We start from the raw sequence: 19547 nt of genomic DNA, 5'->3' as shown, positions 1-19547 counted from the left end.
CTAAACCAGAAAATCAGCTTAGCGAGAAGGAATGGCGAATGCCATCACTCATAGTGTTGCCACCAGTTCCGTTGACTGAATGCGACTTCAAGCCTGTTCGACCACGGGATACAAACCGAATGGAAGGCCGTAAGACGGAATCCCAGACGTTCGGGACGCCATACTGGACCATGAGTGCCAAGTTTGCAGCATTGTCGGATACTGATTTGGGTCTGACGCGCGCTTTCATGATGCAAGCGGGCGACGACGGCGAAGTCTTTGCGGCCTATGACGCAATGCGTCCTCGCCCGGTCCTGATGGATACGGGCAAGCCGCTTTCCGGCACAAGGGCCGGTGGCGGCGCATTCAACGGTGATGCGGTCCTTCAAACGATCATCAATGCGCTTCTGATAACGGCAAGCGGCCTGCCTGCCGGCTTTCAGCTCTCGCCCGGTGACTATGTGGAGATCCGCAAGTCACCAACAGTTCGGTCACTGCATTTGATCACCGCGGCTGCTACGGCTAATCCATCTGGCAATTGTACATTCCCGATCAAATTCGCGCTCGACCTTCAGACGTTCACGTTGCCTTGCACGGTTCATTTCGAAAAACCGTCCTGCACTATGCAGATTGATCCCGGCAGTTGGCAGGGGCCGAAGTCATGGGCGAGCAGGGAACCAAGCTTTTCAGCAACTGAGGTGTTCTTCTCATGAGCACTGTCCTTGATCCTGCAGTTCAGGCTGCGGTCGACGCCGGCCAGATCCGCCGCCTGGACCTCATCCGTTTCGATCTACCGGGCCGGACGGTCGGATATCACCGGGGAGGGCATCCATTCACCTACAACGGTCTCACATACCTACCGAACCGGTTTCTGTCAGCCGGTTCAATGAATAGCGCTCTCGGCGTGGCTGTAACGACGCGGACAATCACCTTTTCGAATATCCCGACGGCAGACGTGAATGACGCGATCGCGAAGATCGAAGAGTTCAACTACCTCAACGCTCCTGTCATCATCGCGCATATCTGCGGTGATCCGGCAACCGACCAGGTGTTGGGTGTGCTTGCCTCGAGCATTTACGAGATCGACAAGGTGAAGTTCAACAAGAGTGCGATCAACCAAGGCGGTGAGCGCAACCTGACGTTGTCAATCGACCTGCAGCCGCCCGGGCGTTCGGCGCGCGGTTCCACTCAGGTCAAGCGGTCGCAGGAAGAGCAGCAGTTCGACAATGCGCTCACCGATACCTGTTTTGAATACGCATCCGTGACCGGCAGCCAGCCCGTCGAATGGGGCCAAAGGTAACAACCCATGACCAGATTTGAGATTGTTGCAGCTACGCTAAGCGCGGAGATGGCAAAGCCATATGAGTATGGCATTGCCGATTGCTTCTTTCTTGGCATTGCCATGATCGATGCTCTTGCCGGGTCTGAACACCGCAAATCCTATTCCAAGGATTATCGCACGATCCTTGGCGCACAGAAGGCGCTGCGCAAGCGCGGGCATAAATCCCTTGTTACGTTTTTCGAAACGATTGCTGAGCCGTGTGCGCCAGCCGCTGCCCGTCTGGGCGACATCGTAATCCTTCAGCTTGGCTCACATGAGCATGTCGGCATCTGCCTCGGATCGCGCTTCGTTACCAAGACCGATCAGGGCCAGTCCTACCATACCCTCAGCGACTGCATCGCGGCGTTTCGCGCAGGATAAGCATTCATGCCAATTTTTACTGCCATTGCCGGTGCAATCAGCGCCGCGCTTTTTGCTGGCTCTGCTCTGGCGACAACGCTCATTGCTGGTGCTCTGGCATTCGGCGCCAAGCTGGCGTTCAGCTATCTGAACCGTCCAAAAGAGCGAAAATACTCGGCCGTCCAAGGTGAAATCCAGTACGGCGCCGATGTGCCAGTTGGAGCCATGTTTGGCACCGGTATGACCAAGGGACACCGGATTTTCTATGCGAAGTACGGTAAGGGAAACAAGTTCAACAGCGACATCTATGTGCTGTCGAATGGATGGTGCGACGAGCTGGAAGGCATCTATTTCTACGGTGAGAAGAAGATGCTCGTGCCGAAGCCGATCACCGGCAACGAGGCGGCTTGCTTCGGTGTCGACGGCTTCGACGACAAGATTACGATCCGCTTCTACGACGGTCGACCAGGGCAGGGCGTTGATACCAAGCTCGTTAGCGTAACCAATGCGCTTGGTCGCAATTGGAAGGCGACGAGCGTCTGCGCCGGTCTCTGCTATGTCGTCGTCGACAGGGAATACAACGCGGACAAGTTCGAGAAAGGCGCACCTGAGTTCAGTTTCATTCTCCGTGGCCTTCGTCTCTACGATCCACGCAAGGATAGCACTGTTGCAGGTGGATCGGGACCACATCGGCTCGACAATCCGGCAACGTGGGAGTTCTCGAAGAACACGGCCATACAACGCCTGAACTATCAGCTTGGCTTATGCGGAGTGATTTCCGGGCGGACATTGATCGGCGAGGGCAAGTCGATGGGTCAGCTCGACCTGTCCTCCTATTTCGCTGCAATGAACGTCTGTGACACGGTGAGGAAGGGAAAGCCGACATATCAAAGTGCGATCTACGTTCAGGGATCCGATGACCACACGGAAATTCTGAAAGAGTTTGACGATGCGATGGCGGGCTATGGCCTGAACCGCCGCGGCTTGTCCGGCGTGATCCCCGGCGCGCCGCAAATCCCCGTGCTTGAAATTACGGCCGCCGATATTCCAATGGATCGCGCCCAGGAAGTCAGCAAGCGCAAATCTGCCTTCGAAATGTACAACATGATGTCCGGGCAGTTTACCTCTCCGGAAAGCCAATGGGGCGCGGAAAGTCTCAAGCCGATTGTTGTGAATGCAGACATCGCCGCAGACGGCCGCCGTCGGCAGACGTCAAATGACTTCCTGCAGGTCTCCGATCCAGATATTGCCCAGTACCTTCTCAACATCCGCTACCGCCAGAACCGCAAGGGCGGCCAGGCAACGGTTCCTGTCAGCCGCCGCGTCGGCCTGAAGGTACAGGAAGGTGAATGGGTTGTGTTCGACGGCAAGACATGGCTGATCACGGAATGGCGTTGCGATGAGAACTTCTTGTTCACGCTGGTTCTGTCTGAGACCGGCGCAGACATCTATTCGGATGGCGACATTGATCCGGGCCCGGTCATCATCCCACCATCGCCGCCGATCAATCCATCGATCCTGTCTACCATCCAAGGCTTTGCAGTGGAGGTCGGTGTCATCAATGGCGAGGATGGTTTCGAGAAGCCCGCACTTCGCTTCGGCTGGACACCGCCAGATGACCCGACAATCACGGAAGTTCGGTTCTTCTACCGTATTGCCGGAACGTTCGTGGAGTTTCAGGACAAGTCGTCACAACCGGAGGTAGGCGTCTTCACTACATCGAAGGATGTTCAATCGGGCGTGTTCTATGAGGCGCGTGCCACAATCACGACGGTGCCCGATCGTTTCAAGACATTCACGCCGTGGCTGACGACGACGATTAAAACCAGCCGCGAAACAGTATACCTGCCTGGCGTCGTTGATGGAGTGCTTCAACGCCTGAATGCTAAGCTCGACTGGATTGGCAAGTCTATCCGGTTTGCGGATGAAGAACGTCAGAGGATCAGTGCACTGCTCGCGGAAGCCGGTGCGCAGTCGTTTGATGATCTAAAGGAGTTAACGGCAACTGTTGGCGCCTTTACAGCAAGCTACACGGAACAGTTGACAGTGGTTGCAACACAAGGTGCAGCATCCGCGCTCAGAATTGAGCAACTGACGGCGCAAGTAAGCGATACAAAGACAGGCCTGAATGCCCTGTCTCAAATTACCAATTCGCTTTCAACCTCAGTCGGCACCATTGACGGAAAGCTGACTGCCGTCACCAATCGTGTTGATGTGAACGAGTCAAGGGTCGGCAATTTCTACGCCAATGGTATTCTTCGCTTTGAACAGGTGGCAACGCAAGTTGGTGCGCAATCAACGGCAGGACTGAGCGTAGCGGCAAATGGAACCGGGCCAACGTCACAGGCTGCCTTGTTCCTTAGCGCAATAGCCGGTGGCACAAGCGAAGTCGGAATAACCGCCGATTCTTTCTACGTAGTTCAGTCCGGGGCAAAGCGGCGACCCTTCGTCATTCAGAGCGGCGTGCTTTATGCCGATGAGCTGCGCGTCAACAAGCTGGTTGGACTTTCCGCCACACTTGGCGCCGTGGATATCAGCGAGGCCGTGATCGGTAATCTCATCGTGGGAACGTCCAATCTTGGGATTGATTCAGTCACGAGCAGCTCGCGTGTCAGCGGCCTCGTCTATCGTGATCCCAGCCCAAGCATTGGTTATGTGAATCTCTATCTGACTGCGAATATGCCAGTTGCGGGCCGGTCCCTGATGCAGATCAACTGGAGCGGATCGTTCAGCTACCAGGCTCCCGGCCGGTATACGATCATCGTGACGAACACGACGACGGGTGAGATTGTGTACTCGAAGTCATTCGTGCTTTCGCCCAATACGACAAACTCGCCCCAATCATCTATTGATTTCTTCTTTGGCAACAACGCTGCCGGAAATAATACCTTTGAAGCGAAAATGTCCGAAGGCACCGGCGGTTCCGGCATCAATATCTACAACGTCACGCTGACCGCCCTTTGGTGGAAACGCTGATCTAACTCAACCCATCCAAGCCTCAATCTTTCACCCGCCAGTGCGGGGAGGAGAACCCATGTCTGTAGATGAAACAATCAATGCAGCCTCAGCGGAGACAATTGCTGAGGCGATAACGCCCGCAGAACCTGCGACCCTGCCGATCGATCACGCTGAAGAATTGATGGCTGTGAAGCTTTTCTATGAATCGAGAACCGTCGGACTACGTGCTGCGCTGCGCAAGGAACAGGCTGTCACGGCTGAGCTGACCAAAACCAACATCGATCTCAACGCTCGACTTGAAGAAGCAGAAAGGGGGCTCGAAGATGTTCGCGAGGAAATTGTGAAGCTATCCACTTCAAAGTCCGAGGAGTCCGCCAGTAAGGTCGGAAAGGTGCGCTGATGGCTGATAATCCTGACTATCAGGTCGGCACGGTCTCGATCAATGCCGGTTCAAGAGCGCTGACGGGTGTCGACACGTTCTGGACAACTGCGGAACTGGAGAAGGGCGATCAATTCGGTGTTGACGGCTATCCGTTGGCTCGAATTGACAGCGTGAACAGCGACGGCTCGATTACGCTACTCGATAGCTGGCGTGGTCCGACATTGGCAGTGGGAACCGCCTACTTCATCCGGTACCAGGCGGACTCGCGGTTTACTGCCCAGCTGACATCAGTTCGAAAGCTGCTCAGTCAGCAAAATGTGCCAGCTCTGGTCGGCCTAAACGGAGCTGCGAATAAACTTCCAATTTTCGCCGGTCCGGGGATGATGGACTTGGTTGATTTGTCGACACCGGGTCAAGCGCTGATTGGAGCAGGCAGTGCAGTCGCGCAGCAGGCGGTACTTGGCTTGCCAGAGCAATTGACGGCAAACCGCACTTACTATGTCGATGCCTCAACGGGTGCTGACACAAACAATGGACTCTCAACAGGTACGGCCTTCAAGACAATCATGAAGGCAGTATCGACGATTTATCAGAAATTGGATACCCGTAATTATGTCTGCTACATCAATGTAGCTGACGGAACATATAACGAATCCATCGTCATGCGCGGTCTGCCAAAAAGCTCCGGCTTAAATCGTTTTCCCATATTTCTGACCGGTAATGTCAGCAGCCCCGGTAACGTCATTTTATCAGGGGCGGCCACTTGCGTTCAATTATTTGGCGGCGCCAAGCTCGATATTCACGGCTTTCGGCTCAATCCCGGCACCGCCGGATATGGATTCTATACACTCGATCCCGGCACCACACTGAACTACGGCAACGTGATCTTCGGTGCCACAACCGCTGACCATGTCGTTTCGCAAAGTGGGTCTGTGGTCACTTTCGATGCAAATTATACCATCGCTGGCGGCGCGCTAAACCACTTTCACGCCACGGAATGGGGTTGCATCAAGGCGGCTGGTCCCGCTGTGATCACATTGACAGGAACGCCCAACTTCACTGGGCAGTTTGCCGGCGTGGCCACGTCTGAGCTGTTCCTGGTGAACGTAACGTTCTCTGGAGCAGCTACCGGTAGACGGTTTCTTGTACACTATAGCGGTGCAATTCGAACTGAAACGAATAGCCCGGTGTTCTTGCCTGGTAACAGCCCCGGCATTCAGGAGGCAAGTGGCAACTTTGACTACCCGCCGCGCGTGTCTTACGCAAAGAACTTCGTTGACCAAACTGGTTTTCCCAGCGGTGGCGACGGTTTTGTAGATTTCCCGGGTGTTGTCTACGATGTTGGCGGCGGCGCGATACCGTCCAATTCGGCATGGCGACCACGAGGTGGTCCGGTGATAATGACCGCGCGCGTAACATTCACAACGGGTGTAGAGGATGGTCGGTTAATGGCGATCTCAATCTACAAAAACGGTGTGTCGCTCCAGCAGGCGGTCGGCGTTACAAGGGGCACTGGACCGCAATCGATATCGATAACTTGCATGGATAGTTCCAACGGAAGTGACGTTTATCAAGTGTTTGCGCGATGTGACAGCACTGGTGGCGTCACGATCAATGGTTCTCCGCAGTGGACCACATTTAGCGGGGCGCAACTTTAGGACCGCACGCGTCGAAGAGTACTTCTACGTCGCCGTCGTGCGCGTATTGTGGCTTTCCTTCGTGCAATGCAATTCCAAGCGGGGCTTTCGCTTGTCAAACAGGGGGAGGCACCAGAACTGCTAAACGCAAGGCCCTGAAGTTTTGATCGACTTTTACCGCTGACCGTTACGATTCATTTTCTTTGGCGGCGAAGTCCGCAAAAAATAGAAAAGCAAGAGAAACAAAAGAAAAAGCGGTAGTCCAATCCACGCCGCGAGTATCTGAACCATACGTAGTTTCCTTTGCAATCTGTATGCGAAGTACATGTTTGCGCGCATTGAGATGTAAATCAATCCCTATCGATTAATTTACAGTATTCTTTCATATGTGAGCGTCACATCGATAATAGCCCGCTCCAAAATCAGGAAAAATTATGAAACTGACAGCAGAAATGCTGCGTCGGATCGCTAAGTCGACTCCGAGCGCGACGAATGCCGCCTCATTGATCGGGGCACTTGACAAATATGGCTCCGATATCGGCGTTGATCAGCCGCATAGGTTGGCCCAGTTCGTGCCCCAGGTCATGACGGAATCGGGCGGTCTCAAGGACAACAAAGAAATCTGGGGGCCGAGCGCCGCGCAGATCTTGCAAGCCTCTGCGGAAGAGAAACAGGCGTCCAAATAGCGGGCTATCTGATTATTTGGGCGTGCAGGCTCCAAACAATGCTTCTACGCCGCCATTATAATTGCACGCGTATTTGTCAGAGGTCACGTGGATGGCCAGATCTACGGCAATGGCAGCACATACGGCAACAAGCACCAGGATGGCCCAGTTCAACGATTCTCGATGATCATGATGATGGTGAATAAACATGTCGCTCTCCCATTCTGGGATCTGCAATTGGGCTTCATCATACCACCAAACATAGCTTGGCCGAAGAACATTCGATTCGAATTTTGAAAGAACAGTGACCCGACTGCGGCAAACTTGCCCTTCATCACAGTCGGGTCTCTGCGGGTAAGTGCGTGACCCGCAAATGTCCAACGCACCAACATAAACTTTCGTTCTAACAATCAGGAAATCACCATGGACAGAACCATCCCTCGCGGGGCGGGGCTGCCGCTCGATTTTGTGTATAGCAAATGTAAGGTGGCTGTTCCGTGCTATCTCAACGGATAGAAGAAGTTCACCGCTTCAAAGGCGAATAGAAGTAACGCGAGGACTTTAATCAGTCTGAGGTCATTCGCGATGCGTTTTGAATTGATCGCTGCCTGTGCCGCATCCAGCCTTATATGAGCAATCAGCCGGTTTTTCGTATTGTCATCAAAAGGATAGTTTCGCAGGCTCTCATTGCCAAAATGTCCTAGATCATGATCCAGAGCATCCTTTGCGATCTCCATACCTGAAGATGATTGAAAACTGCTTTTTGCTGTGTATTTGGCAGGGCCGGGGTCTATCATTCAAATATCCACCTAATTTAGTTCTATTTTTGAACCGTTATACCATCCTTCCAAAGAAGCAAGAGCGCCTGATGGCGTCTTAAATCGAATCCAATCCACAATCAGGAAATCACCATGTCTCGACGTATCAATGCGGCGGGGCTTTCGCTTGTCAAACAGTGGGAAGCCCTGAGAACAACAGCCTATCGCGATGCGGTGGGCGTCTGGACCATCGGCTACGGTCATACCAGTGCAGCGGGCGGACCGGTCGTCACTGCCGGCATGAAGATCACGGCTGATGAAGCCGATGTCATCCTGCGGACGGACCTTTCGAAATTCGAGGCAAGGGTGGACAGGCTGGTCAAGGTCGCACTGACCGACAATCAGTTTGCCGCCCTGGTGTCCTTCGATTTCAACACCGGTGCGCTCGACAAATCCACGCTGCTGAAAAAGCTCAACAAGGGCGATTACAGCGCCGTCCCGGCCGAGCTGATGAAATGGGTGAATGCAGGCGGAAAGAAGCTGAATGGTCTCGTCAACCGCCGGTCGGCCGAGGCGGGGCTTTGGGCTAAGGGTGCATTCGTCTCGTCTAACTTCGTTGACGCGACGGCCACGGCGCCCGCCATCCTGACCAAGGAGAACGTGTCGTGGGGCGCAACCATCCTCTCGACGCTATCCTTTGCCTTTACGGGGGCAGGCCCGCTCCAATGGGCGCTCGCTGCCATCCTTGTGATCAGCTTTGTCATTGGCGCCTACTTGTTCCTGAGCAAGAGGATCAATCCGAGATGATTGCACTCCTAAAATACTGGCAGATTGGGGCAGGGGCTTTGCTGGCATGACAAGGCATTGTACGCTTAACGGTAATCCCAATGTGACCAAGGCAAGTAGGGTTGCGGCTTAGTGAAGTTCTAAAGCTTCACAAACAGATAAATACAAAGTGCCACGACCAGCAACACAAGCAACAGAACGATAAATTTCAGCGATTTGACTTCGCGGGCCGTAACATGTGCCATCGCAACGGCATGCGCTGCGTCTTGTCTGGCGTGTGCCAGCAGTCTGTTACGTGTTACTTCATCGAAATGGTAGTTTGAAAGCCCGCCATTGCCAAAGGTTCCCAAGTCCACATCCAGCGCGTTCTTTGCGATTGCCGAGGCAACCGAAGAATTCGACCCGTCAAATTGCTGAATGGCCGCGATTACTGAATACAGCTCGTGTTTTGGAGTTATTTTTCTGCCCTCAAACATGGACATGATCAAGCATTCCCCCGAATTTTATGAATTGGTGCAAGCGATATACCAGTTGTAGAAACTTGCAAGCCACCTCAACATAAAGAAGCGCAAATGTAGCGGTGGTTCACTGATTTATTGGTGCGCGCGCTGCTACTTTACCTTGTCCTTTGTCCCCGAAACAGGAATTCTCGATGAAACTGCTCCTTGAATGGAGGGCCGTGCTTATGATGGCATGGTCCGCTCGCCTGATTGCTATTGCGGCTATGCTGGATGGGGTAGCTCCGCCTTTTCCTTACTTGCAGGATACGCTTGCGGAGCCGGAAAAGCCTTTCTGGCAATCTCCAGCGTTCATCGCCACAACCGACACCGGTGGACTTGTTACGACCGCAGTCGCGAACGTCGGCACAATCCCTTGGCAGAACCTCGTTGTCCTTGTTGCGGCCGCCTTCCTCGGGCTGGTCGGATATCGGGTTTACGACTGGATTTGGGACCGCAGGAAGCAGGACGCCAATGCGGAGGCAATCAAGTCATGATTGCACTCTTCAAATACTGGCAGATCGGGGCAGGGGTTGTGCTGGATACGCTGATCGCCTCTGCCCCCATCTATCTCTACGGCAAGCACGAAGGCCGCCAGCAAGCCAATGCAATCGCCGCTCAAGAAGTCATCAAGGCCTATCGGGAAAGGGCAATCACCAATGGCAATATTCAGAATCTTGATCCTGTTGGGCTTTGTGTCGAGCTTGGCGGCATGCCAGGCAGTTGTGCCATCGAGCTGCGCGGGTTGGCAGAAGATCACCGTCAAACCGGCAACAGCGATCTATCTGGCGGGCAATGACATTCCCGCCGGGCAGGGGATCGCCTCTCACAATGCATTCGGTAAGACAAGGAAATGCTGGTGATGGACAAGGACATACAGTGGCTTATCGGTATCTCTGCGGGCCTGTTTACCTTCCTGGGCGGGACAATCATCGCCGCCTTCCGCTCTCTCACAGCATCGCGTGAGGCTGGAGACAATGCACTCCATGACCGAATCAATCGCGTTCGCGACGAATATGTCCGGCGCGTCGATCACGATGGGCAACAGAGCAGAACGGATGATGCGATCAAGGAATTGCGGGACGAAATGCGTGAAGGGCAACGGGAGACAAACAGGCGCCTTGATGCGGTATTGGCAGCATTAGCTCCGGGGAAACGCCAGTGAAGTGGCCCGGCAGCCCAGCTTCATTGCTGTGGCCCCCGAGCCTCAACCGAGCTTTGCTGCGACTTAACTATCAAAGAATGCAAAGCTCGGTTGGCAGATCGCATTTCCACAAAAATAGAAGTTATCTATGGACCGTGAATTTAACCATTTTCGCGCGCCTACGCAGTTTTCGCATAGCTGCTTCGGATAATTGCGCCCGCCAATATTCCGGTTGTTCAAATGTCTGGGTGAAGATGTTTTCGTTGCGTTTCTTTGACTTTAAGAACGAAATTCGAGTCCGCATTATATCCTCCAGATACTCATTCCCCTGGCTTTTCGCCGTTTAGATGATCTTCTCAGACTTATTCTTTTGAGTTGGCACCAAATGAGCTTGAAAGCTTACGGCGACTAAACCCAAATCGCGGTCAGAGAAATCACTCCCGAAGATTTCGCCCAGTTTTGAGCGCAGTCAAATTACGGATTTTTAACATTGGGGAGGGAGGTCCGGCAAGGGACATCGGGGACGGATGCCGAGCCTCATGTGTACTCGTAGCCGAGCCCTAACGTTTCACACTACACTTGGTGAAATCGGCGTTACGCTGGCAAATTCAGTTGAATGGGTGGCGAGGCTTTTTCAAAGGTGAGGCCCGGCAGGGGTCTCTGGGGAAGAAGTTGCCGAGCCTCGTGTTATCTGATGGAAACAACGCTGACTTCGTAACATTTGAGACTGATCGGAAAATTATCTGAACCTGTGGCCAAACTGAGAAAATGAGACCCGGCCGCGACTGACTATCGAAGGTAAGCGTTTACCGGGACCATACTTGCTTTCATGCGAGCGTGGACTATTTGCCAAAAGTCGCCGTTACAATCAAGCTTCGCCGCCCTTGGGGATAGTGGAGCTTTTTTTGCGTTTCTCAGGGCGTTTTCTTTTTCCGGCCGCTTATCAAGTCGGCTTCAAACGCAATACGGTCTGTGCTCGTTATTGCTATCATGGTCTCATCGACAAGCTCATTGATTGCAGTCAGAACTTCTTTGGTGTTCCAGCCTGCCATAACGGTATCGCCGATGAGATTGCGAAGTGCATCATCAATCGCGAGCCGACAGTCATTAAAACGGTTTGAATAGTTGCCTAGGGCCTTAGGAGGGGTGATCTTCATCAAATGTTCTTTCAGGCAGACAAACTGCCTATGGTTCAATCCCCCCTTCATCTTCACCACACTTCATTCTGAGGTCAGATGTCAATATCCATTCGTTGCGATTTGAACCCCGCTCAGCCGTTTACGGTGCCCTTACTTCCCTCGGCTTCAATCTTTCTTCTTCATCAATTTTGACAGGCGGGTCTCAGTATCCGTCTTTCCCTTAACGTCCAAGGCAAGCGCCGTGGTGTCAGCTACGGCGGTTATAGCCGCTAAAACTTCTTCATGGTGCCATCCGGCGCGGGTCGCTTCGACAACCAGCTGAACAAACACTTCTTCTATTGCCGTCTGGCAATCCTCAAAGCGGTCAGGATAGTTGCCCGTCGTCTTGGGTCCCGTGATTTTCATGTCGATTTTCCGATCTGAATTACTCGATCAGTTTTACAAATATCGCACCATACGGAGCCGAAGCGAATAGATGTCCGCCCATTGCCAGCATTGGATTATAAGCCTTGTGTAGCAATCTTGCTTTGGTATGGGTTTCTCCCGGCTTGATGTATAGGTAGTATGCATAGCGGTCCAGAGGCTCAAAAAAACAGCAGTCTACCTGGGGCTCGTCTCTGTTTTGGTTAATTAGAATAGCATACTTTCCACCTTCAAAATTGATGAGCGCAGAAAGGTCTTCTCCTAGATACGCGGAACATAATTTCTTGCGCGAGCACTGCGCTTTACCAAAAAGAATTTTGTTGTCCGCTTTGCGGACAATTGCGATTTCCAGCGAATAGGACTGGTCAGAAGCAGAAGGCTCGTCGGCTCGACCTGTCGTAGACACAAACGCGGACAAGACCGTCGCAGCCAAAACCCGCGTTGCTCTCATGGCAATACAAGCAGATCGTTGTCGGGCAGGGGCTTTTGAAGCCTCAGGGCTTCTTCCGCCGGTGCATTCAGCCACACATCGATTTCGCCCGCGGTTCGTAGAATGAGTGACATTGCTTCAAAGCCGATGGTTATTCTGTAAAGGTTGCACATGGAATAAGGATATGTGAAGACACGTTAAACACAAGAGGCGGCGATTTGCCCGTATTGGAATTCGACTGGGGGCTCCGTGTTATCTCTTTCGTTTACGATCAATTTGGCATTGCTCTTCGTCCTATTGATAATTTATTTCATCGTCGCGATCTTGGTTCCTAGGTTTCCAGAAAATATGCGGTTGAAGCTCACGCAGCGTACGATGTTATGGGGCATTACATTTATGATCGCCGGGCCACCTCTTGTCGCCCTGTTGAGTGCCATCATATTGTTTGCAGTTATAGGATTGGGCAATTTCAGAATACCGGATGATGTATCTCCGGATGCGCTGGTCTTCTATTTTATTTTGGTTTTGACCTTTGTCGGGTTCTTTTACTTCTACGGTTATCTGGCTGCCCTCATGACAGGCCTCATCGTCGGAATCTCGAGAAAATGGTTGGGTCTTTGGGGCAGTGTCATTTTATCAGCTGCACTTGGATACGTGTCGGTCTGGCTATGTTGCGCCATTGCTGATCAAAGTGATCTTGGTTTTCTGGCCATATCCGGTGCTGTTGGTGCGATGTATTTGACTCAGCGTATGGTAAAAAAAGACGCTGCATACCGAGGGTGAGAAAGTCGACGTGCATGCTGGAATGAGTTTCATAAAAAGTTGCCGGCAGGCAGCAGTGTGTTCCTTCATTCTTTTCGGGTCGTGATCTGCCACTCCTTCGCACCAAATGTTACATCGAAACGTGACAGGAACGAGCGACCAAGCAGGCCGTCAATGCCGTCACCAAAACCCTTGGCTTCGTCAACATTGACCACGGCGGCAACGTCGTTCGCTTCAACTTGTCCAAGTCTGATCTTATTGACCGTTGTTCGCAGAGCTTCCGATACACCGTTGGCCGTCTGCATGGCGATTTTGGAACCGCCGTCGAGCGGTAGTTTGGCTTTGTCAGCAAAGGCCTTGCTGACGGCAACAAAGCTTGCCCCAGTATCGACTATAAATGTTCCATTGACACCGTTGATATTGACAGATGCCATGATCACGTTTTTGCCTTGCGTCGCGAAGCGGTCACTGCCTGTTGCATAACTTGCAGCACAGTTTCCCTTTTTGCTGAAGTCCTTCATTAGCGTCTGGACGCGAGGCGTGTCATTCTTTGCTGGATCAATGGATACCCACGTTTGGAGCGGTGCCATTGCTTCGCAATACTTTCCAAGGGCAGCGTAGCTGTTTGAAAGCTTCTGGAAAACAACGCTGCTGATGGTAGCGGGGTCATCGGCAAGGCCAATCGTAGAATAATAATCATCGATGGCCGCCTCATATTTCTTGGCATCCTCTCTGATCTGCCCGCGCAGAAAATGGAACTGCGGCATACCAGGCGACATCTGCACCACTTCATCGGCTGCATTCAATGCTTTGTCAAAATCGCTCAAGCCATACAATATGTCAGCTGCACGTGAAAGCGCGACATTGGATGGGCTGCAGGTATGCGAATAGGCAATCAGAGCATTGGCAGCTTCCCTGTTATAACTTGCCTTCTGCAGCTCGCCTGCCAAACTGTACCGCGCATTCCAGTCACAGGGTTCGCGACGCAAGATGTCGAGCTGTGTGGCCACGGATCTGCGTTTGGCGACGTCATCGGGTAAGGGGGCGATATCGAGCCGGTTATAAAGGGCGGTGAGAGCGGGATCAGTTTGCGGAAGAGGTGCCGGAGCCGCAGTCCGCTCAGGGCCTGTGCGGGGAGGGCTACCATAGAAATAGAGGGCGGCCGCTCCACCCAAAGCCAGACCGATTGCGATCACAGTCAGCCCTATCCCAACCCAGCTTCTGCCTTTGGATGGAACGCCTCCATTACGGTCTTGAGGATCGGCTACCAGCATTCAGAATTTCCTGATCTCGTACATAAATTGAAAAAGCCATCGGGCATTATCGAACAACGTCGCGTAATGCCATGATAGATGCGATGAGGCTGTTACCCTTTTCAATGATGGATCGCAATCATGATGAGACGTGGTGATTACCGGTCAAGAGCGGTGGCTGGTATGACAGCGTCGCATCCCCGACCAGGCGTTTCGTGCCGTCGATCATTTCCATGAAACTTGTGCCTGTTATTGCTGAACCGTCGTCAAATTGCTTTTGTCCATCCGCGGTCGGCATAAGGTTGATGCTCTTGATCCCCCAGTCGTCGAGTGATTTCAGCTCGCCGGCATCCGTAATGCCGTCCTGGTTCAAGTCCTGCCAAACCCGAAATTCCTTCCAACGGGCATCTTGTTTGTCCAAAACGCCGTCGTGGTTGGTATCGAACGCATATTGGAGGCCCTCAAGATCTGTGACAATGTGGCCATTATCACCGATACCTTGTCGTTTCAGTTCAAGCTGGCGTTCATCTTCAGACTTCCACAATGAGAAGGCAATTTCTTTAGCTTGATCGATTTTGCCGTCCGGTCCCGACGTTCCATCTTTTGCCAGGTCGATGACAAGTAATCCGTCTTTTGGGCCAACCCAAGCGGTCTGCTGTGGCTTGCCATTGCCCTGCCAGTCAAAGTGAGGACCGCTTACATCATTGGGTTTTGTCAGATCGATCGGGCGAACATCAAGCTGGTTGTCGCCGTTGAGGTCCAACAGAACGGGATTGATTGTTATTTGCAACCCAGGAGCCCGAACACCCATGATATTTCCCTGAGCATTCTCATAGAGTAGGAACTTTTGATCGTTCGTGGTCATGGGACCAAGATACTTGATGCCTTGACCCGCGTTAGGAAATTCGAACCCGCCGGGCAAAGGTACAATAGTCCCGTCACCTATTTTCTCGCCAGGCTTTGGTGAACCAATACCTCCGGTCCCAGATTTTAGAATGAAGATGTTACCGTTGGCATCCCGGTAAACGGGAATTGTGTTTTGCAGCGTCACTCCAACATAAGTAACACTTGTACCTGCTGGGGTAACTGCCTGTGGTAAATATTTGAACAGGTCCTTATTGGTGGAACCGGGAGCAACGGACGATACCCAATTGATTGTGGGCAAGGTTAGTGCCGGATCTCCGGAAAAGCTTCCCCATCCGCCAGGCGGAGGCAGCGTGAATGTTCCGGTAGAATACTTCGTCCCGAACGGATTGGATGAAGGAATACCATCAATGCCGGTGCCTGGCGGCGGTAGAATTGGGTCTACGCCTCCAACTGGGGCATCCTGAGTCATTCCGTCACCCGGATTAAAGCCCGGGCCCACTCTGTAACGCGTGTTCTCAACCTTGAATGGTAGGCTATATGGTAGCGGATGCATAAACATATGATAGGTGTCGAGTTTCGGAGCAGACTGACCGGTCAGTTTACCCTGCGCATCAAAGTCAGCAGTTTCGGCGTTTTTCGTATTCGGGTAGAGGGTTACTCTCGATGTCCGGTTGTCATTTATAGTGTAATCGAGATAACTTGCTGTGGCATCCTTAGTAAAAAACTTAATTTGAGCATGCCATGGCTGACTGCCAGATAGATCGATATCGGTTGTTGATCTGATTTGGTTGCTGCCTTCATAGAGAATTTCTTGATGTGAAAGGCGATTGTTGCCATCGAACGTGTTGACAATGGTCTTATACCATCCGTCGCCGGGATTGAGAGTTTCAACCCGTCGCTCCAGAGCTCTTGCCTTTTCTTGAGCAATCGCGGTCTCAACAAGACGCCTTGCATCTGCCGCTGCAATTTCGGCATTTCGGTCATAGGTCAGATTGCCGTTGCCATCGAAGTTTTGCTGCTGGGTAATTGCTCCGGTTTCGGGATTGAATGTCTGTTCCGAGCGTGATCCATCATCCATGGTCACCTTCCCACTGGTCAATTGTCCATTTGGATTAAAGATGTATTCGCCCCGCGCCCATGGTGCTGCATTGGTCGGATCAAGATCAGTATGGATGCGTGAGCCATCGATCGTAACGACATCGGTGTTCGTCAATTGGCCCTGTGGGTTGTAATAGTATGTTCCCGTTTTCCAGCCACCAGCATCGGTTGTGTTGTAATCCGAATGAATTCGCGAACCATCATCCATCGTGACATCGCGATTGGTCAGTTGTCCGTTGGGATTGTAGTAATAGACGCCGCTCGCCCAAGCTGCAGCGTTGGTCGGGTCTAGATGGGTGTCTATCCGGGAACCATCCGCGTTGAATTGCGACTGGCTCGTCAGCTGGTTGTTGGCGTTAAACTGGTCGGCCGTCAGATTTCTGCCTGTTGCGGGTTCAACGCTATAATCGGTTCGTGAGCTGTCTGGGTTAATCTCGCTATAGTGGACGCGTTGTCCCTGCGAGTTATAGCTGTCCACGATCCTTGGCTTGCCCGTATCAGGATAGAATATCCTGTCGACATACGAATTGTCGTCCGACACCTCCGTTGAGTGAACCAACTGGTTGGTTGCGTTGTACTGATACGTCCCCTGTTTCCACGGGTACTGATTGTGAGGATCAAAATTGCGTTCCCAGCGCGTACCGTCGTGATTTTTTTCAATCGAATGCGTCAAACCATTTTGGGCGTCATAGTGATAGATGCCTTCTGACCAGGTTTGCTTGTTATCAGGATCAAGGTTGCGTTCCACGCGCGAGCCATCCGCAGCGATGTTCCGTTCCCAGGTTGCTTGGCCGCTTTGGGGGCTGTATGTCCATTCAATACGAGACCCGTCGCGGTTGGTATTTTGCTGATAGGACAATTTGCCGTCAGAACCAAATCGCTGTTCAGCCTGTTTCCACGGCTGCGTATTGCTCGTGTCATAGTAGTTCTCGACACGGGAACCATCTGCATTAAATTGCGTCTCTTTGTACTTGCGCCCCTGACCGTCAAATTGAGACGTGGAGGAGGATTTTCCGGTTATTGGATTGAATGTTTCGTCAACGCGCGATGAGCCATTTATAATAGTGGACCGTGCCGTCAAAACCCCATCTTGATAAGTTCGGGTGACTGTTGTTTTGTCATCAATCTTGAACGTCTGAGTTCCAGTTTTAACTTCCGGCCCCTGCCAAGCATGAAACTCACCCTTATCTTGCCGCACTTCGTGCCGACTGTTGAGCTCGGAAATTTTTGCAGGATTTGTCACGTCCTTCTGCTTGAGATTGCTATCTAACTCGTACCAGCCAACTACCTTGCCATTGTTGTCGTAGCGGGGATGATAACCATCAATGTTTTCTGGGTTACCCGCGAACCCGCCATTCTGGCCGGTAATGCCGTCAAGGGCACGCGCAATGATTTGATCTTTTATATGACTAGGGACTTGTGCGTTAAGGCCTCGCTTGAGAGCCTCATAGTTTTCTATCGGATCGCCTCCGAACTTTGCGGTTGTATCGGCCAATGCTTTCGCGTTGAGTGCAACGAATTTTTCCATTTCCGCGGCATTGGCAAGAATACGATCTCCAACCGTTTCATTCGATATTTTCGGATCAAGGATAGTGTTCCAATAATTGAATGCCCCGCCCCATCCGGCAAGTGTTTGCCCTCCTTGATTGATCGCTCCCAAGGCATCACGTGGAATAATGTCGGTTACCGGAGGAATCCTGCCATTGGATATGGCGTCTCCGATCACGGCTTTACCGATAATGTCAGAATTGGCCTGTATCTTTTCTGCATCGACTGGCTTTCCGTCGAATGTTAGGCCCATACGAGTTATATCGCGGATGAAGTAATTGGCCAGACTGCCCGGATCATTGCTGTTGATCTCAGTTGCCTTGCGCAGCCAGAACTCCTGGTCAGTTGCCTGTTTGAAGTCCGCTGCACCCGCATTGGCCGGGTCATTGATATAGGTCGTAATCAGGCCATGAAGATAGTCATAGCCTTTATAAAAATCCGCGTTCCCACCGTTTGTAAGCTGTTGGAGTTGGGCTTTCTGGGCGTCGTTCAACTGGAAACCTGGCGCGTCTGTCATTTGCGCAATCACTTACTTTAGAGGAGAATGAAAAGGAGGAGAATTGATGGTTTTATTGAACGCGGATGTGCTCTATTTGACAGTCCAGCGTTGGATCAACGTATGCATCCCCTGGCTGATTTCACGCCATTGCGGCAGGGCGTCATACGGGAACATACCGTTCACCTGCAACTGGAGATCGCTGTAATAAATATCAAACTGGCAAGATGGATTACCAACGGTCGGTAAACAATCCAGTTGAATTTCCACCTGTGGGTCGTTGAAACGATAATACTGCTCAGAGGGAATAGCAGGCGTTGGATAGCCGTTGGGGTCAACTAACTGCAGTAGTCCGTCGTATTTCGGCTGTAGAAAGAAGCGATATTTCAGGTCCTTGATTTTGCCTGCAAACCGCCGCGATGGCAAATCTGTGTCTGTATCAGTCTTTCTCTCAGCCAATCGGGGAAGAACCAGATAATGATTCTTGTCAGGGTCCGACTGGCCCGATTCTACTGGGCGATAATTGGCTAACCCAAATGGGTCAGACTTAGGTGCGCGCAGGTCGGGCATCCAGAAGGAAAATCTAAAGCCCTCCCTTTGTGGATAACAATCAACGCGTTCCGAGGGAACACTTGGACCAAAAGCGTATGGAATGGAGAAGGACTGCCCATCCTTCAGCCGGAATTTAACAGGATAGGCCGGGTCCATATTGAAGATGCTGGCATATGCGTCCGATGACCTGTCTGGGGATGCCTTGCAGGGAAATGGCTGGGCTACCGCTATGCCGTTGATGCACAACAACAGCGCAGATACTGACATCAACAAGCGAAAATCTTTGCTAAACAATGGGACTGCCCTCACTGCAACGGAACTCGCGCGCCTGAATTATTTTGGATGAGGTAGCCACCCAAATATAGGCGCAGCCCCAAATTGAATTTGTAGCGAGCAATAGTTGCCTGCTGTTTGCCAAGCAAGCGAATGATTGCAAATGGCAATAGTGTTAGAAAATATCTTCAGGCGCGCGGAAACTCATTCACAACATCA

The 19547-nt window shown here is 52.1% G+C and carries 21 protein-coding genes; 12 read left to right on the top strand and 9 right to left on the bottom strand.

Annotated elements, in window-relative coordinates:
* Window positions 1-38 precede the first annotated feature (38 nt).
* The 7 genes from ACTJJ7_RS15720 to ACTJJ7_RS15690 all read left to right on the top strand — a co-directional run bounded on the left by ACTJJ7_RS15720 (window position 39) and on the right by ACTJJ7_RS15690 (window position 7323).
* Window positions 39-692, top strand: a complete 654-nt coding sequence (locus ACTJJ7_RS15720; RefSeq protein WP_440967952.1) for a hypothetical protein — start codon at window positions 39-41, stop codon at window positions 690-692.
* On the top strand, window positions 689-1279 hold the full coding sequence (locus ACTJJ7_RS15715) for a DUF2163 domain-containing protein (protein ID WP_440967950.1): 591 nt from the start codon (window positions 689-691) through the stop codon (window positions 1277-1279). Before ACTJJ7_RS15720 ends, ACTJJ7_RS15715 begins: the two co-directional genes overlap by 4 nt.
* 6 nt (window positions 1280-1285) lie before the next feature.
* The gene (locus ACTJJ7_RS15710; protein WP_440967949.1) at window positions 1286-1681 is read left to right on the top strand and encodes a DUF6950 family protein; all 396 of its coding nucleotides are present in this window, start codon (window positions 1286-1288) and stop codon (window positions 1679-1681) included.
* Between the two features lie 6 nt (window positions 1682-1687).
* Window positions 1688-4636 (top strand): phage tail protein, encoded by a 2949-nt coding sequence (locus ACTJJ7_RS15705; protein ID WP_440967947.1) that lies wholly within the window; start codon window positions 1688-1690, stop codon window positions 4634-4636.
* 58 nt (window positions 4637-4694) lie between these two features.
* Window positions 4695-5018, top strand: coding sequence for a hypothetical protein (locus ACTJJ7_RS15700; protein ID WP_440967946.1), 324 nt, complete (start codon window positions 4695-4697; stop codon window positions 5016-5018).
* Window positions 5018-6658: a hypothetical protein gene (locus ACTJJ7_RS15695; protein ID WP_440967944.1), complete on the top strand. Its 1641-nt coding sequence runs from the start codon at window positions 5018-5020 to the stop codon at window positions 6656-6658. Before ACTJJ7_RS15700 ends, ACTJJ7_RS15695 begins: the two co-directional genes overlap by 1 nt.
* A 413-nt stretch (window positions 6659-7071) precedes the next feature.
* Window positions 7072-7323, top strand: coding sequence for a hypothetical protein (locus tag ACTJJ7_RS15690; RefSeq protein WP_440967942.1), 252 nt, complete (start codon window positions 7072-7074; stop codon window positions 7321-7323).
* 12 nt (window positions 7324-7335) lie between these two features.
* Here ACTJJ7_RS15690 and ACTJJ7_RS15685 read toward each other — a convergent pair whose 3' ends face one another.
* Complete coding sequence (locus ACTJJ7_RS15685; protein WP_440967940.1) at window positions 7336-7512, bottom strand: hypothetical protein; 177 nt, start codon at window positions 7510-7512, stop codon at window positions 7336-7338.
* 290 nt (window positions 7513-7802) lie between these two features.
* Window positions 7803-8099 (bottom strand): hypothetical protein, encoded by a 297-nt coding sequence (locus ACTJJ7_RS15680; protein WP_440967938.1) that lies wholly within the window; start codon window positions 8097-8099, stop codon window positions 7803-7805.
* A gap of 114 nt (window positions 8100-8213) precedes the next feature.
* Between ACTJJ7_RS15680 and ACTJJ7_RS15675 the strand changes: the two genes are divergently transcribed.
* A complete protein-coding gene (locus tag ACTJJ7_RS15675; RefSeq protein WP_440967936.1) occupies window positions 8214-8867 on the top strand; it encodes a lysozyme in 654 nt (217 codons plus the stop codon).
* 119 nt (window positions 8868-8986) lie between these two features.
* Here ACTJJ7_RS15675 and ACTJJ7_RS15670 read toward each other — a convergent pair whose 3' ends face one another.
* Window positions 8987-9328, bottom strand: coding sequence for a hypothetical protein (locus ACTJJ7_RS15670; RefSeq protein WP_440967935.1), 342 nt, complete (start codon window positions 9326-9328; stop codon window positions 8987-8989).
* Window positions 9329-9498: 170 nt separating this feature from the next.
* Here ACTJJ7_RS15670 and ACTJJ7_RS15665 point away from each other — a divergent pair, with 170 nt between their 5' ends.
* The 3 genes from ACTJJ7_RS15665 to ACTJJ7_RS15655 are packed head-to-tail and all read left to right on the top strand — an operon-like array spanning window position 9499 to window position 10508.
* Window positions 9499-9840 carry a hypothetical protein gene (locus ACTJJ7_RS15665; RefSeq protein ID WP_440967933.1) on the top strand — a complete coding sequence of 114 codons (342 nt, stop codon included), beginning with the start codon at window positions 9499-9501 and terminating at the stop codon, window positions 9838-9840.
* Complete coding sequence (locus ACTJJ7_RS15660) at window positions 9837-10142, top strand: hypothetical protein (protein ID WP_440967931.1); 306 nt, start codon at window positions 9837-9839, stop codon at window positions 10140-10142. Before ACTJJ7_RS15665 ends, ACTJJ7_RS15660 begins: the two co-directional genes overlap by 4 nt.
* Before the next feature lie 60 nt (window positions 10143-10202).
* A complete protein-coding gene (locus ACTJJ7_RS15655; protein WP_440967930.1) occupies window positions 10203-10508 on the top strand; it encodes a hypothetical protein in 306 nt (101 codons plus the stop codon).
* An 893-nt stretch (window positions 10509-11401) separates the two neighbouring features.
* Here ACTJJ7_RS15655 and ACTJJ7_RS15650 read toward each other — a convergent pair.
* From ACTJJ7_RS15650 to ACTJJ7_RS15640, 3 genes are all read right to left on the bottom strand, one after another.
* Window positions 11402-11644: a hypothetical protein gene (locus ACTJJ7_RS15650; protein WP_440967929.1), complete on the bottom strand. Its 243-nt coding sequence runs from the start codon at window positions 11642-11644 to the stop codon at window positions 11402-11404.
* 147 nt (window positions 11645-11791) lie between these two features.
* The gene (locus ACTJJ7_RS15645; RefSeq protein ID WP_440967927.1) at window positions 11792-12031 is read right to left on the bottom strand and encodes a hypothetical protein; all 240 of its coding nucleotides are present in this window, start codon (window positions 12029-12031) and stop codon (window positions 11792-11794) included.
* 19 nt (window positions 12032-12050) lie between these two features.
* On the bottom strand, window positions 12051-12575 hold the full coding sequence (locus tag ACTJJ7_RS15640) for a hypothetical protein (RefSeq protein WP_440967925.1): 525 nt from the start codon (window positions 12573-12575) through the stop codon (window positions 12051-12053).
* A 252-nt stretch (window positions 12576-12827) separates the two neighbouring features.
* On the opposite strand from ACTJJ7_RS15640, the gene ACTJJ7_RS15635 reads away from it, so the two are divergent.
* Window positions 12828-13262: a hypothetical protein gene (locus ACTJJ7_RS15635; RefSeq protein ID WP_440967923.1), complete on the top strand. Its 435-nt coding sequence runs from the start codon at window positions 12828-12830 to the stop codon at window positions 13260-13262.
* A gap of 65 nt (window positions 13263-13327) precedes the next feature.
* Here ACTJJ7_RS15635 and ACTJJ7_RS15630 read toward each other — a convergent pair whose 3' ends face one another.
* The 3 genes from ACTJJ7_RS15630 to ACTJJ7_RS15620 form a co-directional block, all read right to left on the bottom strand.
* Window positions 13328-14515 carry a TIGR02281 family clan AA aspartic protease gene (locus ACTJJ7_RS15630; RefSeq protein WP_440967921.1) on the bottom strand — a complete coding sequence of 396 codons (1188 nt, stop codon included), beginning with the start codon at window positions 14513-14515 and terminating at the stop codon, window positions 13328-13330.
* A 118-nt stretch (window positions 14516-14633) separates the two neighbouring features.
* The gene (locus ACTJJ7_RS15625; protein WP_440967919.1) at window positions 14634-18524 is read right to left on the bottom strand and encodes a hypothetical protein; all 3891 of its coding nucleotides are present in this window, start codon (window positions 18522-18524) and stop codon (window positions 14634-14636) included.
* A 72-nt stretch (window positions 18525-18596) separates the two neighbouring features.
* Entirely contained in the window at window positions 18597-19349 is a 753-nt protein-coding gene (locus ACTJJ7_RS15620; RefSeq protein WP_440967917.1) for a hypothetical protein, read from the bottom strand.
* Window positions 19350-19547 lie beyond the last annotated feature (198 nt).

It is taken from the genome of Phyllobacterium sp. 22229 (assembly GCF_052056495.1).
Taxonomy (GTDB): Bacteria; Pseudomonadota; Alphaproteobacteria; order Rhizobiales; family Rhizobiaceae; genus Phyllobacterium; species Phyllobacterium myrsinacearum.
Note: the sequence above shows the minus strand (reverse complement) of the source record. Positions and strands in the feature narration are given on the sequence as shown.